Here is an 18,651-nt window from a genome sequence, read left to right on the forward strand (position 1 = left end):
CGACCCCCGGCGGTCTCCGCCGATCCTGGAGAACCGATGCCGGACGCCAACACGGCCTCCTTCGACGTGCCACTGACCGCCGGGCAGCGAGGCCTGTGGTTCGCGCAACTCATCGACCCGACGAACCCCCGCTACCGGGTGGCCGAACGGACCACGATCTCCGGGGTGTTGGACACCGCGCTGTTCCGCCGCGCCCTCGAACGGACCGTGGCCGACATGGAGGTGCTGCGCGGCCGGGTCTCCGACGCGGGCGGTGAACCGGTGCTCGTGGTGGACGGAACGCCGGCCGAACCACCGTTCACGTACGTCGACCTCTCCGCCGAGGACGACCCGGCCGCCGCCGCCGAGGAGTGGCAGCGGCGGCGGCTCGACGTCCACCTGGACATCACCCGCCCGTCGGCCTACGACTTCGCGCTGCTGAAACTGGCCGACACCGAATACGTGTGGTTCCAGCAGTATCACCACCTGCTCATGGACGGCGTCGGCGAGTTCCTCGTCCAGCAGCGCTGCGCCGAGGTCTACACCGCGCTGGCCGGCGAACACCCCGTCCCCCCGGCCGACTTCGCGCCGCTGCGCACCCTGTCCGACGCCGAGGCCGAGTACCGGGCCTCCGCGCGCCACGCACAGGACCGGGAGTTCTGGACGACGCGACTGGCCGACGCCCCGGACCCGGTGACCCTCGGCACCGAGACCCCGCACGTGCCCCGCGACCAGCGCCGCGCCGTCGTCTCCTGGCCGCCGCGGCGGGTGGACGCCGTACGCGCCGCCGCGACCGAACTCGGCGTCGCGTGGCCGGTCGTGGTCGTCGCGGCCCTCGCGCTCTGCCTGGACCGCCGACGCGGCGACCGCGAGGTCGTGCTCGGGCTGCCCGTCGCCGCCCGCGGCGGGGCCTGCGACAAGACCCCCGGCATGATCTCCAACGTGCTGCCGCTGCGCATCGACCTGCGCGCGGCGAGGACCGTCGGCGACCTGGTCCGCGCGGTCGCGGCCGACCTGCGGGCCACGGTGCGGCGCCAGCGCTACCGCCAGGAGGACCTGCGCCGCGACCTCGGCCTGCTCGGCGGCACGCGCCGACTCTACGGACCCCAGATCAACCTGGCGCTCGGCAGGACCGTGCTCGACTTCGCCGGCCACCCCGGCGTCAGCCGCAACGCCTCCACCGTGCCCACCGACGACCTGTCCCTCGGTCTGGACCGCCGCCCCGACGACGGCGGCCTCGACCTCGTCTACGACGTCCACGCCGACGTCTTCACCGAAGCGGACTTCGCCGCCCTGCGCGCACGGCTGGACGCCGTCGTGGACGCCCTCGTCGACGCGTCGCCGGACCACCCGCTCGCCGCCGTCGACACCACCACCCCGGACGAGCGCCGGCACCTGCTGCACGAGGTGAACGACACCGCGCACGACGTACCGGCGACGACCCTGCCGGAGCTGTTCGAGCGGCAGGTCCGCGCGACCCCCGACGCGCCCGCCGTGGTCTTCGGCGGCACGACCCTGAGCTACGCCGAGTTCGGCGGGCGCGTGGACCGGCTTGCGCGCCTGCTGCTGGCCCGGGGCATCCGCCGCGGCGACCGGGTGGCGGTCGCCGTGCCGCGGTCCTTCGAGCTGGTGACCGCGCTGTACGCGGCGCACCGGGTCGGCGCGGCCTACGTCCCCGTCGACCCGGACCTCCCGGCCGACCGGATCACCTTCATGCTCGCCGACGCCCGCCCGGCCCTGCTGCTCACCACCGCCGGCCTCGACGCCGCGCTCCCCCCGACCCCGGACACCCCGCGCCTGCCCCTCGACACCGTGAGCGGCCTCACCGACCCGGCGGACCACGCCCCGGCCGGCACCGACCGGGGCGCGGCGCCCACCGGAGCGGACACCGCGTACGTCATCTACACGTCCGGCTCCACCGGCCGGCCCAAGGGCGTCGCCGTGTCCCACCGGGCGATCGTCAACCGCCTGCTGTGGATGCGGGACGCCTACGGCATCGACGCCACGGACCGCGTGCTGCAGAAGACCCCGGCCAGTTTCGACGTGTCCGTGTGGGAGTTCTTCCTGCCGCTGCTCTCCGGCGCCACCCTCGTCGTCGCCGAACCCGGCGCGCACACCGACCCCGCCGCACTCAGCCGGGTGATCGGCGCCGAGCGCATCAGCACCGCGCACTTCGTGCCGTCGATGCTGGACGCCTTCCTCGCCGCCGCCGACCCGGCCGACTGCGCCCACCTGCGCCGCGTGATCTGCAGCGGCGAAGCGCTCAACGGGCGCACCGCGCAACGCTTCTCCTCTCTGCTGAATGCCGAACTGCACAACCTGTACGGCCCCACCGAGGCCGCCGTCGACGTCACCGCGCACCCCTGCGGCCCCGACGAGCCGCACACCGGCGTCCCCATCGGACGCCCGGTGTGGAACACCCGCGTCCTGGTGCTGGACCCCGCACTGCGGCCCGCCCCGCCCGGCGTCGCCGGGGAGCTCTACCTCGCGGGCGTCCAGCTCGCCGACGGCTACCTCGGACGGCCCGCCCTCAGCGCCGAGCGGTTCGTGGCCGACCCGTACGGGGCGCCGGGGACGCGGATGTACCGCACCGGCGACCTCGCCCGCTGGACCGCCGACGGCGAGCTCGACTTCCTCGGCCGCGTCGACCACCAGGTGAAGATCCGCGGCTTCCGCATCGAACTCGGCGAGATCGAGGCCGCGTTGGCCGCCGCACCCGGCATCGACCAGGCCGTGGTGGTCGCCCGCGACGACCACGCCGCCGAACCCGGCGACCACCGGCTCGTCGCCTACCTCGTCCCGGCCCCCGGCACCGCCCCGGACCACGACGCACTGCGGGAGCTGCTCGCCGGGACGCTGCCCGCGCACATGGTCCCCGCCGCGTTCGTCACCCTGGACCGGCTGCCCACCACGGCCAACGGCAAGCTCGACCGGCGCGCGCTGCCCGCCCCGGACTACGGCGCCGGGCGCGCCGGCCGGGCCGCCCGCACCGCCGGCGAGGAACTGCTGTGCGGCCTGTTCGCCGAGGTCCTCGGGGTGGACGCCGTCACGACGGACGACGACTTCTTCGCCCTCGGCGGGCACTCCCTGCTGGCGAGCCGCCTCGTGGGCCGGATCCGTGCGGTGCTCGGCGCCGACGTCACCGTACGGGACGTGTTCGAGGCGCCCACCCCGCTGCGGCTCCTGGAACGCACCGGCTCGGCGAGCAGCCGTCCGCCGCTCCTCCCGGCCGCGGAGGACACCCCGGCGCCGCTGTCGGCCGGGCAGCGCCAGCAGTGGGTGCTGCACCGCCTGGAGGGCCCGTCACCGACGTACAACATGGGCCTCGTCCTGCGCGTCAGCGGCGCCCTGGACCACGACGCGCTGCGGGCCGCGCTGCACGACCTGGCGTCCCGGCACGAACCCCTGCGCACCCTCTTCCGGGACGACGACACCGGGAACCCGCACCAGGTCGTGCTCCCCGCCGACACCGCGCACCCCGAACTGGACGTCGTCGACGTCGCGGCGGACGGACTGCCCGCCGCGCTGCGGACCGCCGGACGCCACACCTTCGACCTCGCCGCCGAACTGCCGCTGCGCGCCACGCTGTTCGCCGTCGGCGACGACGAGCACGTCCTGCTCCTGCTGCTGCACCACATCGCCGGCGACGGCCAGTCGCTGGCCCCGCTCACCCGTGACCTCTCGCACGCCTACACCGCCCGGCTCGCCGGACGGTGTCCGAACTGGCCGCCGCTGGCGGTGAGTTACCGCGACTACTGCCACTGGCAGCACGCCGTCCTCGGCGACGAGGAGGACCCGGACAGCCTCGCCGCGCGACAGTTCGCGTACTGGCGCGGCGCGCTCGACGGGCTGCCCGAGGAGATCACCCTCCCCACCGACCGTCCCCGCCCCGTCCGGCCGACGTACCGCGGCGCGACGGCGGGCGTCGAGGTCGACGCGGACGTCCACCGCGGCCTCGCCGAACTCGCCCGCGGCCAGGGCGCCACCCTGTTCATGGCCGTCCAGGCCGCGCTCGCCACCGTTCTCACCAAGCTGGGCGCCGGCACCGACCTGCCCATCGGCAGCGTCGTCGCCGGCCGCGGCGACCAGGCACTCGACGACCTCGTCGGCTACTTCGTCAACACCGTCGTCCTGCGCACCGACACCTCCGGCGACCCCACCTTCGCCGAACTCCTCGGCCGCGTACGGGACACCGACCTCGCCGCCTACGCCCACCAGGACCTGCCGTTCGAGCGGCTCGTGGAGCGACTGCGACCGGAGCGGTCGACGGCCCACAACCCGTTGTTCCAGGTGATGCTCGTCCTTCAGGACGACGACCCGCGACTCGACCTGCCCGGCGCCGACGTGCGACCGCTGCCCGCCGACCGGGAGTACACGAAGGTCGACCTGGTGCTGGAGGTCCGCGAACGGCGCGCCGCGGACGGCACACCCGCCGGACTCACCGGCCACCTCGAATACAGCACCGACCTGTACGACCCCGACACCGCCGCATCCATCGCCGACCGCCTCGTCCGCGTCCTCGCCGCCGCCGTCACCGACCCGCACCGCCCGGTCGGCGCCATCGACGTGCTCGCCCCGGCCGAACGGCACCGGCTGCTGGTCGAGTGGAACGACACCGCACGCGACATCCCCGCGCGGACCCTCGCCCGGATCTTCGAGGACACCGCCGTAGCGACCCCCGAGGCCCCCGCGCTCCTCTCCGACGGCGAGCCCATGAGCTACGCCGCCCTCAACGCGCGCGCCAACCGCATGGCCCGGCAGCTGATTGCACGCGGCGCGGCGCCGGAGCGCCTCGTCGCCGTGCTGCTGCCCCGCTCGGTGGACCTCACGGTCGCCGAACTGGCCATCAGCAAGGCCGGCGCCGCCTTCGTCCCCGTCGATCCGGCCCTGCCCACCGACCGGATCGCCCACATCCTGGGCGACGCCCGGCCGCTGCTCGTGCTGGCGTCCACACGGACGGCCGCCGCGCTCCCCGAGTCGGCGGGACCGGTGCTGCTCGTCGACGACGAGGACGCCGCGCGGGACGCCGCGTGCGCGGACGACGGCACGGGCGACGTCACCGACGCCGACCGGCGCGCCCCGCTCTCCCCGGACAACACCGCCTACGTCATCTACACCTCCGGAACCACCGGCGTCCCGAAGGGCGTCGCCGTCACCCACCGGGGCCTCGCCGGGTTCACCGCGTTCCTCATGGACCGGTTCGGGACCACCGCGGACAGCCGCGTGCTGCAGTCCTCCTCGCCCAGCTTCGACCTGTCCGTGCTGGAGCTGTGCCTGGCGATCGGCGCCGGCGCCGCGCTCGTGGTGTCCTCGGAGGGCCCCCTGATCGGCGACACGCTTGCCGGCGTCCTCACCGCGAACCGGGTGACGCACGCGCTCATACCGCCCGCCGCGGTGGCCACCCTCCCGGACGTGGACCTGCCCGACCTGCGCACCCTCGCCGTGGGCGGCGACGTCTGCCTGCCCGAACTCGTCACCCGGTTCGCCCCCGGCCGACGGATGCTCAACGCCTACGGACCCACCGAGTGCACCGTCGCCGCCCTCTTCAGCCGCCCGCTGCGGCCCGGCGGGACCCCGCCGATCGGCGGCCCCATGTGGAACACCAGGGCCCTCGTGCTCGACGCCGCCCTCCAGCCCGTGCCGGTCGGCGTGCCCGGCGAGCTGTACCTCGCCGGGGACGGCCTCGCCCGCGGCTACGTCGGCCACCCCGGCCTCACCGCGCAGCGCTTCGTCGCCGACCCGTTCGGGGCACCCGGCACGCGGATGTACCGCACCGGAGACCGGGTGCGCTGGAACACCGCGGGCGAGCTGGAGTTCCTCGGCCGCGCCGACGACCAGGTCAAGATCCGCGGCTTCCGCATCGAACCCGGCGACGTCGAGACCGCCCTGTGCGACCACCCCGCCGTCCGGCAGTGCGTGGTCGTCGTCCGCGAGGACACCCCGGGTGTCAAGCGCCTCGTGGCGTACGTCCTCCCGGCCGTACCCGGTGGCGCGGACGGCGACGAACTGCGCGCTCACGCGGCCACGAAACTCCCCGAGTACATGGTGCCCGCCACGGTCGTGGTGCTGGACGCGCTGCCCATGACCGCCAACGGCATGAAGGTCGACCGCAGGGCCCTGCCCGCGCCCGAGTTCACCGCGCACGGCACCCGCACCGCACCCCGCGACGCCACCGAGACCGTCCTGTGCGACCTGTTCGCCACGGTGCTCGGCGTGCCCGAAGTCGGCGTCCACGACAGCTTCTTCGACCTCGGCGGCGACAGCATCATGTCCATCCAGCTGGTCACCCGCGCCCGCGCGGCCGGCCTGCTGCTCACCCCGAAGGACGTGTTCAGCCACCGCACCGTCGCCGCCCTCGCGGCCGCCGCCGTGCCCGCCGACCGGGACACGGCCGACCGCGCCGACGAGCACCCGGCCGACGCCACGGGACCCGTGCGGCTCACCCCGATCATGCACTGGCTGCGCGAACACGACCGCCCGGTCGCCGACTTCGCGCAGTCCATGCTGCTCACCACCCCCGCAGGCCTGACCGAGTCCGACCTGCGCGCCACCCTCCAGTCCGTGCTGGACCGGCACGACGCGCTGCGCATGCGCCTGGTCGGCCGCCGTACCTGGCGCGCGGTGATCGACGAACCCGGCACGGTGACCGCCGACACCTGCCTGCGCCGCGTGGACACCGCCGGACACACCCCGGACGACCTCCTCGCCGCCCTGCGGGCCGAACACGACCGCGCACACGGCGAACTCGCCCCGGAATCCGGCGTAATGGTGCGCGCGGTGTGGTTCGACGCCGGACCCGACCGGCAAGGACGGCTGCTGCTCGTCCTGCACCACCTCGTGGTGGACGGCGTGTCCTGGCGTGTCCTCGGCGCCGACCTGGCCGCGGGCCCCGCGCTCGCCGACGCGGACTCACCGCGGCCGGTCCCGTACCGGCGCTGGGCACAGGCCGTCGCGGACACCGCGCACGACCCGGCCGTCCTGTCCGACCTCGACGCCTGGCTGGCGGTGCTCGCCGAGCCCGAGGCCCCGCTCGGCTCCCGCCCCGTCGACCCGGCCACTGACAGGGCGGCGGACCTCCGCCGGATACGCGTCACCCTCCCCGTCGGGCTGACCGGCGACCTGCTGACCACGGTGCCGGCCGCGTTCCGGGCCCGCACCCACGAGATGCTCCTCACCGCGCTGGCCCTGGCGGTCACCCACTGGCGGACCCGGCGCGGCGACGACTCCCACGCCCTGCTGGTCGACCTGGAGGGCCACGGCCGGGACCAGATCGAGGAACTCGACGTATCCCGCACGGTCGGCTGGTTCACCACCATGCACCCCGCCCGGTTCGACCTGTCCGGCATCGACGTGTGCGCCGTTTACGACGACTCCGGCGCACCGGCGTACACCGCCGAGCAGGCGGCCGCCGCCGTACGCCGGGTCAAGCAGCACCTCAGGACGCTGCCCCCCGGCCTCGGTCACGGCCTCTTGCGCCACCTCAACCCGGAGACCGCCCCGGAGTTCACCGGCCTCGCCACACCCCAAGTGGCGTTCAACTATCTCGGCCGGCTGACCGCCGCCACCGGAGGCGACGACTGGGCACTCGCCCCGGAACAGGCCGAACTCGGCGGCGGAGCGGGCGCCGACGCCCCCGTCCGGCACGCGCTTGAGATCAACGCGATCAGCGTCGACAACGCCGACGGACCGGAACTGTCCGCGACCGTGAGCTGGCCGGCCGACCTGTTCGCCGAGCACGACGTCGTGGAGCTGACCGCACTGTGGCGGCACGCCCTGGAGGCACTGCGCGACGCGGCCGGCACGGCGAGCGGGCACACCCCGAGCGACTTCCCGCTCGTCCCGCTCGACCAGGCCGAGGTGGACGGCCTGGTGGCCGCCGTGCCGGACCTGGACGACCTGCTGCCCCTGTCGCCCCTCGCCGAGTCGTTCTTCTTCCACGCCGCCTACCACGACCGCGGCGCCGACCCCTACACCCCGCAGATCGTCCTCGACCTCGCCGGCCCCCTCGACGCCGACCGGCTGCGCGCCTCGGCGCGCATCGTGCTGGACCGCCACCCCAACCTGCGCTCCGGCTTCACCGACCGCGGGCTGCGCGCCCCGGTCCAGTTCGTGCCTGCCGCCACCGACGTGCCCTTCCGTGTCGTCGACCTGACCCACCTGGACGACGACGCCGCGCGGGCCGAGGCCCGCCGGGTCCTCACCGACGACCGGAGCGCCGGCTTCGTCCTCGACGAACCGCCGCTGGTCCGGTTCACCCTGCTCGTCCACCGCGACCGCCGGTACCGGCTGGTCATGACCAACCACCACATCCTGCTCGACGGCTGGTCGGTGCCGCTGCTGCTGCGCGCCCTGTTCGACTGCTACGCCGCCGGCGCCGACCCCTCGGCACTCGCGCCCACCGCCTCGTACCGCGACTACCTCGCCTGGCTCGCCCGGCAGGACCGGGCCGCCGCCACCGACGCCTGGCGCCGGGCCCTGGCGGGCGTGGACCAGCCGACCCTGCTCGCCGACCGGGCCCGCTCCACGTCGTCGGACGAGCACCGGCCGGAGTGCCTCACCGTGCGGCTGACCGGGCTCGCAGGCCTCGCCCAGGCGTGCGGCGTCACCACCAACACCGTCCTCCAGGCGCTGTGGGCGCTGGTGCTCGCGGCCCGGACCGGCCGTGACGACGTCGTGTTCGGTTCCACGGTCTCCGGCCGACCGCCGGAGCTGCCCGGTGTGGAGTCGATGGTCGGTCTGCTGATCAACACGGTTCCCGTGCGGGTCAGGACTGCCGGGGCCCGCTCCTTCCGCGACCTGCTGACCCGGCTCCAGGCCGAGCAGGCCGACCTGCTCGGCCACCACCACCTGGGGATGACCGACATCCAGCGGGCGGCGGGCACCGGAGAACTGTTCGACACCCTCGTGGTGTTCGAGAACTACCCGCTCGACCCCGACACCATGGACCTGCCCGGCACCGGCCTGCGGCTGACCGGCGCGAGCAGCGAGGAGACGGGCCACTACCCGCTCACCGTCGTCGCGCACCCCGGCGAGGAACTGGAGCTGCTGCTGCACTTCCGCGACGAGTTGCTGCCCCGCACCGAGGTCGCCTCCGTCGCCGAGCACCTGAGGACCCTCGCCGAACGGCTCACCCGTGATCCCGACACCGTGCTCGTCACGGCCGACCTCATGCCCGCCGCCGAACGCTCCGCGGTGCTGGCGGACGGCCGGGGGCGCGAGCGCGCGGTGCCCGACATGTCGATCCCGGAGCGGTTCGCCGAGCAGGTGGCCGCCGACCCCGACGCGGTGGCGCTGATCTCGGACGGGCACGAGGTGACGTACCGGCAACTGGACCGCCGGGCGAACCGTCTCGCCCACCGGCTGCTCGCCATGGGCGTGGCCCGTGAGGACCGCGTCGCGGTCGTGCAGCAACGCTCCGTGGACCTCGTGGTGTCCGTCCTGGCGGTGCTGAAGGCGGGCGCCGCCTATGTGCCGCTGGACCCGCGCAGCCCGGCGGACCGGCAGACCAGGATGCTCCACACCAGTGGCGCCGCCGTCGTGCTCACCGACGTCGAGGGATACGAACGCGCGCACCCGGCACCGGTGCTGCTGGTCGGCGCGGAACCGCTGCCGGACGTGGACACCGATCCCGGCGTCCACGTCCTCCCGGACCAGCTCGCCTACGTCATGTTCACCTCCGGGTCGACCGGGGAGCCCAAGGGCGTCGGGGTCTCGCACCGGGCCGTCCTCAACCTCGCCCTCGACCGGCTGTGGGAGGGACCGAACCACGCGCGGATGCTCCAGAACCTGGCGCACTCGTTCGACCCCTCGGCCTACGAACTGTGGGTGTCGCTGCTGTTCGGCCGCCAACTCGTCATCGCCCCGCCCGGTGAGCTCGACGTCGCCGAACTCGCCCGCACCATCCGGGAGAACGGGGTGACCGCGCTGGTCATGGCGACCGCGGTCTTCCGCCTGGTCGCCGAGGAGCACCCCGAGTGCTTCGCGGGCGTGCGGGACCTGCTGGTCGGCGGTGAGGCGCTGCCGGCGCCCGCGGCCCGGCGGGTCCTCGCGGCCAACCCGTCGCTGGTGCTGCACAACGGCTACGGGCCCACCGAGACCACCGTGATGCCCACGGCGTTCACCATGCGCTCCGCCGACGACGTGACCGCGCCGGTGCCCATCGGCCGACCGATCGACAACCGCCGCGTGTACGTACTCGACCCGTGGCTGCGGCCGGTGCCCCGCGGAGTGACCGGAGAGCTGTACGTGTCGGGCGCCGGCCTGGCGCGCGGCTACCTGGGACGGCCGGACGTCACCGCGGCACGATTCGTGGCCGACCCCTTCATGCCGGGCGCCCGGATGTACCGCACCGGGGACCTGGCGCGCTGGAACGCCGAGGGGAACCTCGACTTCGTCGGCCGGGCGGACGAGCAGATCAAGATCCGCGGGTTCCGCATCGAGCCGGGGGAGATCGAGACGGCGGTGGCCGCGCTGCCCGGCGTCGGCCAGGCCGCGGTGGTGGTCCGCGAGGACACGCCGGGGGACAGGCGGATCGTCGCCTACTACGTTCCGTCCCCCGAAGCACGGCCGGACGCGAGCGGAATCCGTGCCTCGGTGTCCGATGTACTGCCCGACTACATGGTGCCCAGCGCCTTCGTCCCGCTCGACGCGCTGCCGCTGACGCTGAACGGCAAGGTCGACCAGAGCGCGCTCCCCGCGCCCGTGCTGTCGTCACCCGGCGGGCGCGGTCCCCGGACCGCGCGCGAGGAGGCCCTGTGCCGCCTGTTCGCCGAGGTGCTGGGCCTCGCGCCGGAACACGTGGGCATCGACGACAACTTCTTCTCGCTGGGCGGGCACTCCCTGCTCGCCACTCGACTGGTCAGCAGGATGCGGACCGAACTGGACGTGGAAGTCCCGGTGCGCGCGGTGTTCGAGGCGCCCACCGTGGCCGAGTTCGCCGCGGTGCTCGACGGTGCCCGGCCGGGCCGCCCGGCCCTGCGTCCCGTGCCGCGCGGTGAACGGGTCCCCGCGTCGTTCGGACAGCGCCGGCTGTGGTTCCTCAACGCCATGGATCCGGAGGCCTCCCCGTACCGGATCCCGGCCGCGCTGCGGTTCACCGGCCCGCTGGACACGGCGGCGCTCCGGGCCGCCCTCGACGACGTCATCGAGCGGCACGAGGTGCTGCGCACGGTTTACCCGGCCGTACAGGGCGAGCCGCATCAGGTCGTCCTGCCGGTCCACGACATCGCGGTGTGGGACGAGCCGGTGGACACCACCGAGGCCGAGCTGCCCGGCGCACTCGCCGCCGACGTCGGCAGGCCGTTCCACCTGGAGACCGAACCGCCGCTGCGGGCACGGCTGTTCCGGCTGGGCGCGGCTGAACACGTACTGATGATCGTGCTGCACCACATCGCCGGCGACGGCGCCTCGACCGCGCCCCTGGTGCGCGACCTGTCCGAGGCCTATGCGGCGCGCTGCCGGAACGGAAGTCCCGCCTGGGAGCCGCTGCCGGTGCAGTACGCCGACTACGCCCTGTGGCAGCGTCAGTGGCTCGGCGACGAGACCGACCCCGGCTCGGTGATCAGCACGCAACTCGCCTACTGGAGAGCCACGTTGGCCGGACTGCCGGCAGGGCTCGAACTGCCCGCCGATCGGCCCCGGCCCGCGGTGGCCGACCACCGCGGCGACAGCGTGCGGACCGACGTCCCCGCCGAGGTGCACCGGGGGCTCGCCGCACTCGCCTCACAGCGGCGCGCCAGCATGTTCATGGTGGCGCACGCCGCGCTCGCGGCGCTGCTCACCAGGGTGGGCGCGGGCGAGGACATCCCGATCGGCACGCCGATCGCGGGCCGTCAGGACGAGGCCCTGGACGATCTCGTCGGCTTCTTCGTGAACACGCTGGTCCTGCGCACCGACACATCGGGTGATCCGTCGTTCGCCGAGCTGCTGGACCGGGTGCGGCGCGCGGACCTGGAGGCCTACGCGCACCAGGACGTGCCGTTCGAGCGGCTGGTGGAGGTCCTCAACCCGGCCCGCACCCTGTCCCGGCACCCCTTGTTCCAGGTCATGCTGTCCTTCCAGAACGACCCGCCCACGGCGTTCACGGCTTCCGGCGTGGACGTCACCGAGGTGGCCGTGTCCGACGGCGGCGGAGCGAAGTTCGACCTGGCCGTCCAGCTCGCCGAGCGGACCGGGCCGGACGGCGCGCCCGACGGCCTCAGCTGCACCGTCCGCTACCGGGCCGACCTGTTCGACCGGGACACGGTGGAACGGCTCGCCCAGGCGTTCGGCCGGCTCCTCGCCCAGGTCGCGCGGGCGCCGCAACAACCCATCGGCACCATCGAGTTGCTCGACGACGCGACCCGGCGGCGCCTGCTCGTGGACTGGAACGACACCGCGACCGGACCCGCCACCGCCACACTGCCCGAACTGCTCACCGCACAGGCCCTCCGCACCCCTGACACGGTCGCCGTCCGGCACGGCCGCACGGCGATGACGTACGCCGAGCTGGACGCGGCGACCGACCGGCTGGCCCACGTCCTCGTGGAGCGGGGCGTCGGGCCGGAGCGGGTGGTGGCGGTGGCCATGCCGAAGTCCACCGGTCAGATGGTGGCGCTGCTCGCCGTCCTCAAGGCCCGCGGCGCCTATGTGCCGCTCGACCCCGGCCACCCGCGCGACCGGCTCCGGTACGTGATGGACGACGCCCGGGCGGCCCTGCTGCTGACCACGCGGGAGGCCGCCCGCCACCTGTCCGGCGGCGTTCCGACCCTGGTCGTGGACCTCGAAACCGGCACGGCCCAGGCACCGGCGGCGGACCCCGTCCCGCTGCCCGCACCGCACCCGCGCCACCCGGCGTACGCCATCTACACCTCCGGCTCCACCGGGCGTCCCAAGGGCGTGCTGGTCGAACACCGCTCGCTGTCCGACTACGTGGCCTTCGCCGGATCGCGCTACGAGGGAGTGCGCGACGAGGTGCTCGTGACCACCACGGCCGCCTTCGACCTCACCGTCACCGGCCTCCTCGTGCCGCTCACCGTGGGCGGCACCGTGCACCTGGCCGACCTCGACGACGACCCGGACACCGTCACGGCCCTGCGGGACCGGCCGTGCGCGCTGACCAAGGTCACCCCGAGCCATCTGCCGATGCTGGCCGAACTGCCGGACGAGTTCAGTCCCCGCACCGAACTGCTCCTCGGCGGCGAGGCGTTGACCGGCGAAGCGCTGCACGCATGGCGTGCCGCACACCCCGGCACGAGCGTGCTCAACTGCTACGGGCCCACCGAAGTCACGGTGAGCTGCGCCGACCACCGGATCGAACCCGGGGACCCTTTGCCCGACGGCCCGGTGCCCCTCGGACGCCCCATGGCCAACACCGTCTTCTACGTCCTCGACCGGCGTCTGCGCCCCGTGGACGTGGGAATCGCCGGTGAACTGTACGTCTCCGGAACGGGCCTGGCACGCGGCTACCTGCACCGGCCCGGCCTCACCGCCTCCCGGTTCGTGGCCGACCCCTTCGGCCCGCCCGGCGCGCGCATGTACCGCACGGGTGACCTGGTGCGCTGGAACGCGGACGGCGTACTGCTGTTCGTCGGCCGGGCGGACGAACAGGTCAAGGTGCGCGGCTTCCGCATCGAGCTCGGCGAGATCGAGGCCGTGCTGACCCGGCGGCCCGGCGTACGGCAGGCGGTGGCCGTGGTGCGCACCGACCGGCCCGGCGACCAGCGGCTGGTGGCCTACGTGGTGCCGGAGCGCGGTGTCACCCTGGACACGACCGGGCTGCGCCACGCGCTGGCCGCGGTCCTGCCCGACTACCAGGTGCCGTCGGCGTTCGTCGTCCTGGACGAGCTGCCGCTGACCCCGAACCGCAAGGTGGACCGGGCCGCGCTGCCCGCCCCCGCGGACCGGCGGCACGGCGGCACCGCACCCCGTGACGACGTCGAGCGCGTCCTGTGCGACCTGTTCGGCGAGGTGCTCGGCAGGTCCGGGGTGTGGGTCGAGGACGGCTTCTTCGACCTGGGCGGACACTCGCTGCTGGCCACCCGGCTGATCGGCCGGATCCGTGAGGTGCTCGGCGTCCGGCTCGGCATCCGCACCCTCTTCGAGGCGCCGACCGTGGCCGAACTGGCCAGAAGAGTCGGCGGCAGCGGCGGCGGCAACAGCTTCGACGTCCTCGTCGCCCTGCGCGAACACGGCACCGGCACGCCCGTGTTCTGCGTCCACCCGGCGAGCGGATTCGCCTGGTCGTTCACCGGGCTGCTCCGCCACCTCGACGGCGACGTCCCGGTCTACGGGCTCCAGTCGCCGGGGATGGACGGTTCGCCTCTGCCCGGCTCGGTCGCCGAGGTCGCCGCCGAGTACGTCGAGCGGATCCGGAAGGTGCAGCCCGCCGGGCCGTACCGCCTCGTCGGCTACTCCTTCGGCGGGATCGTCGTGCACGAGATGGCCGTCGTGCTCCAGGAGGCCGGGGAGAGCGTCGAACTGCTCGCCGTCCTCGACACCGTGCCCCGCACGGGCTCGGAACCGGCCTTCGACCGGCAGGAGGCCGAGGACGGACTGTTCCGCGCCATGCTCGACAGCGGCGGCTACGACCTGACCGACCTCGCGGGCCGGCGGCTCGACGCCGACTCGGTCGCCGCCCTCCTCGCCGAACGCGGCGGCATGTTCGGCGACCTGGACGCCGAGCAGCTCCGACGACTGAGCGCTGTCATGACCAACAACAGCCGCATGGCCGCGGGGCACACGCCGCGCCGCCACCGCGGAGACGTCCATCTGTTCGTCGCCACCGAGGGCGACCGGCTCGACCCGGCCGCGTGGCGTCCCCACGTGGCCGGCGAGATCCACGAGCACCCGGTCGCCACGGACCACGCGGGCATGACCCGGCCCCGGTCGCTCGACGTCGTCGGCCGGGTCCTGGCCCGCGCGCTGGCGGCGCCGGAGGCCGGCCGATCGGGAGCCGGGGACGACGACGGGCGCAACCAAGGGGGAAACCAGTGAACACCGATGTGATCGACCGGGTCGGACAGCCGTGGACCACGCGTTTCGCGGCACCGCTGCGGGCGGTCGACCGGATCGAGACCTCGGCCATGGTGCCGACGGTCAGGTTCCGCGCGTACAAGGAGGTCAACTCCCGGGACCCGTACATGAACGGGCACTTCCCGGGGCTCACCCTGCTGCCCGCCACGTTCTTCCTGGAGGCTTTACGCCAGTCGATGAACGCGGTGGTCGGCCGGACCGAACCGGTGAACGTCCTGAAGATCGTCAGCGGCCGCTGGCTCGCCCCGGTGCTGCACGGCGACGAACTGTGCATGGACGTCGAGGCCGTCCCCGAGGGCCCGGACCGCTGGACGGTCCGCGCCCGGGGCATCCGCCGTGACGGCACCACGGTGTCGATGGTGAAGGCCGTGGTCGGCACCGAGCGCCGCACCGACGACCTCGACGTGGCCGGGCGCCCGCCGTCCGACGGCGACCACGTCGGGATCCCGGACTACGCGGGCATGCTGGACATCCTGCCGGTCGCGCACCCCATCGTGCTCGTCGACCGGGTGGACGCCATCGAACCGGGCCACCGGATCGTGGTCAGCAAGGCCGTCACCGGATCCGAACCCTGCTACCAGGCGATGAGCCCCGGCCTGCCGGGCTCGCGGTACACCTACCCCCACTCGCTCATGCTGGAGTCGTTCGGGCAGGCGGCGGCGCTGCTGTGGCTGAGCGACGCCTCCGACGAGGGTGTGCGCATGGCGGCGTCGGTGCGCGACTGCCGGTTCGCCGGGCAGGTGTATCCCGGCGCCGTCCTGCGCCACGAGGCCAGGATCGACCGTCTCATCTCCGACGACGTGTTCGTCTCGGGCCGGACCTGGGACGGTGACCGGTGCGTCCTCTCCGTCGGCATGATGGCCACGGTCACCCGGTCGCGGACCGCCGTGCTCGGCAGATGATCCGGGCGGCGGCGGCCGGCCAGTAGGGTGGGGGCCGTCGTGGGCGGAAGGGCGCGGACATGAGGCTGACGATTCTGGGCGGCGGCGGATTCCGGGTGCCCCTCGTGTACGGGGCACTCCTCGGCGACCGGGGCGAGGGCCGGGTCACGCACGTCGTGCTGCACGACCTGGACGCGGCGCGGCTCTCCGCGGTGACCCGGGTGCTCGCCGAGCAGGCCGCCGGCATCCTTGACGCGCCCGAGGTGACCGCCACCACCGACCTCGACGAGGCGCTGCGCGGCGCCGACTTCGTGTTCTCCGCGATCCGCGTCGGCGGCCTGGAGGGCAGGGCGCACGACGAACGGGTGGCACTCGCCGAGGGCGTCCTCGGCCAGGAGACGGTCGGCGCCGGCGGCATCGCCTACGGCCTGCGGACGGTCCCGGTCGCCGTGGACATCGCCCGCCGGGTGGCCCGGCTCGCGCCGGACGCCTGGGTCATCAACTTCACCAACCCGGCGGGCCTGGTCACGGAGGCCATGTCCCGCCACCTCGGCGACCGCGTCATCGGCATCTGCGACTCGCCGGTCGGCCTCGGCCGCCGCATCGCCCGGGTGCTCGGCGCCGACCCGAAGGAGGCGTGGATCGACTACGTCGGCCTGAACCACCTCGGCTGGGTGCGCGGCCTGCACGTCGACGGCCGCGACGAACTGCCGCGCCTGCTCGCCGACCGGCGTCTGCTCGGCTCGTTCGAGGAGGGGAAGCTGTTCGGCGCCGACTGGCTCCAGTCGCTCGGCGCGATCCCCAACGAGTACCTGCACTACTACTACTTCAACCGCGAGACCGTGCGGGCCCACCAGCAGGCCGAGCGGACCCGCGGCGCCTTCCTGCACGACCAGCAGGCCCGTTTCTACGCGCGGATGGCCGACCCGGCCGCGCCCGCGCTGCGGACCTGGGACGAGACCCGCGCCGAGCGCGAGGCCACGTACATGGCGGAGAACCGGGAGACGGCCGGCGCGGGCGACCGCGACGAGGACGACCTGTCCGGCGGATACGAGAAGGTCGCCCTCGCCCTGATGCGGGCCGTCGCCCGCGACGAGCGCGCCACCCTGATCCTCAACGTCCGCAACCGCGGCACCCTGTCCGTCCTCGACTCCGAGGCCGTCATCGAGGTGCCGTGCCTGGTCGACGCGAACGGCGCGCACCCCGTCACCGTGGATCCGCTGCCCGCCCACGCGACCGGCCTGGTCTGCGCGGTGAAGGCCGTGGAGCGCGAGGTCCTTTCGGCCGCCGGGTCCGGCTCCCGGGCGGCGGCCGTCAAGGCCTTCGCACTGCACCCGCTGGTCGACTCCGTGCGGGTGGCACGGCGGTTGGTGGACGGCTACACGGCCGTCCACCCCTCGCTCGCCTACCTCACGTAGGTCGCTCGCCGTCCGCCGCCGGGGCGCGGCCGGTGTCGAGGTTCAGGCGTTGAGGTTCAGTCGTCCTCGTCCCTGTCCTCGTCCTTGTCCCGCTCCTCGCCCTCGTCCTTGCCGTGCTTGCCCTCGCGCTTCTCGCCGTCCCCGTGCTCCTCGTCGTACGACGACGGCGACGGCGACGGGGTGGCCGACGTCGTCGGCGTGGTGGTGCCGGGCAGGCCGGTGGCCGGGACGGACATGACGGTCGTCGGGGTGGGCGAAGCCGGCGGTGCGGGGGAGTCGTCACCGGAGTTGAGCGACGCGCCGACCGCGGCGGCCCCGGCGAACAGGAGCACCGCGGCAGTGCCCAGCATCGCCTTGGACGCCGCCACGCCGCGCCCGCGCGGGCGGGAGGGGAACGAGGAGTGGGACGAGGAGCGGGAAGGGGCCGGGGGAAGGGTGTCCGCGTGGCCGAGCGGTAAGGCGGCGGTGGCGGCCGGGGGCGGCGGGACGGCTCCGGCCGGCTCCGCCGGGGACACCGTCCAGTGTCCGGCGTTGAGCCGGTCCGCGACCTCGTCGGCGGAGGGCCGCTGCGCCGGGTCCTTGGCCAGCAGGCGCAGCACGTAGTCCGACAGGGCCTCGGGTATGCCGGGACGCAGCCGGGCCGGGGGCATCGGCACGGCGTCGACGTGCTGCTGCACCACGGCCAGGGACGTCGCGCCCTGGAACGGCGCCCGCCCGGTGAGGAGTTGGTACAGCACGCAGCCCAGCGAGTAGACGTCGGCGGCCGGGTGGGCGGGCCGGCCGAGGGCGCGTTCGGGCGCGAGGTAGTCGGCGGTGCCGACGATCTTGCCGGTGGCGGTGAGGGTGCGCTCGGCCTCGTCGGTGAACCGGGCGATCCCGAAGTCGGCGATCTTCGCTGTGCGGTCGGCGGTGAGCATGATGTTCGCCGGTTTGATGTCCCGGTGGATGACGCCGTGCCGGTGCGCCGCCGACAGGCCCGTGGCGACCTGCGCGGCCAGCGTGGCCGCTTCCTGCGGCGGCAGCACGCCGCGCATCGACCGTTCCTGGGCGAGGCTCCAGCCGTCGATGCACTCCATCACCAGGAACAGCTGGTCGCGGTCGGAGCCGAAGTCGTACACGCTCACCACGTGCGGGTGGTTGAGGCGCGCCGCCGTCAGCGCCTCCAGCCGGAACCGCTCGGTGTCGGTGGCCTCCTCGGTGCGCAGGAGCTTGACGGCGACCCGGCGTCCGAGGAGTTGGTCGGTGGCCCGCCACACCTCGCCCATCGAACCGCGTCCCAGCAGTTCGTCCAGTTGGTAGCGATCCGCCAAGAGCACTTGCCCGCCCACCCCACTCGTTGCGACACCAGCGAAACCACAGCA

4 protein-coding genes are annotated in these 18,651 nt (G+C 74.1%); 3 read left to right on the forward strand and 1 reads right to left on the reverse strand.

The window, feature by feature from the left end; genetic code table 11:
- Positions 1–36 precede the first annotated feature (36 nt).
- From ACZ7D7_RS22225 to ACZ7D7_RS22235, 3 genes are read left to right on the forward strand one after another with little or no spacing between them, the layout of a single operon-like run.
- Positions 37–14,952 (forward strand): amino acid adenylation domain-containing protein, encoded by a 14,916-nt coding sequence (locus ACZ7D7_RS22225; protein WP_470826372.1) that lies wholly within the window; start codon positions 37–39, stop codon positions 14,950–14,952.
- Entirely contained in the window at positions 14,949–15,893 is a 945-nt protein-coding gene (locus tag ACZ7D7_RS22230; RefSeq protein ID WP_470826374.1) for a hypothetical protein, read from the forward strand. The genes ACZ7D7_RS22225 and ACZ7D7_RS22230 overlap by 4 nt, the downstream gene beginning before the upstream one ends.
- A 59-nt stretch (positions 15,894–15,952) precedes the next feature.
- The gene (locus ACZ7D7_RS22235) at positions 15,953–17,290 is read left to right on the forward strand and encodes a 6-phospho-beta-glucosidase (RefSeq protein ID WP_470826376.1); all 1,338 of its coding nucleotides are present in this window, start codon (positions 15,953–15,955) and stop codon (positions 17,288–17,290) included.
- A 56-nt stretch (positions 17,291–17,346) separates the two neighbouring features.
- Here ACZ7D7_RS22235 and ACZ7D7_RS22240 read toward each other — a convergent pair whose 3' ends face one another.
- On the reverse strand, positions 17,347–18,606 hold the full coding sequence (locus ACZ7D7_RS22240) for a serine/threonine-protein kinase (RefSeq protein WP_470826378.1): 1,260 nt from the start codon (positions 18,604–18,606) through the stop codon (positions 17,347–17,349).
- Between the last annotated feature and the right edge of the window lie 45 nt (positions 18,607–18,651).

The sequence above is a fragment of the Streptomyces sp. NPDC037054 genome, assembly GCF_055606745.1.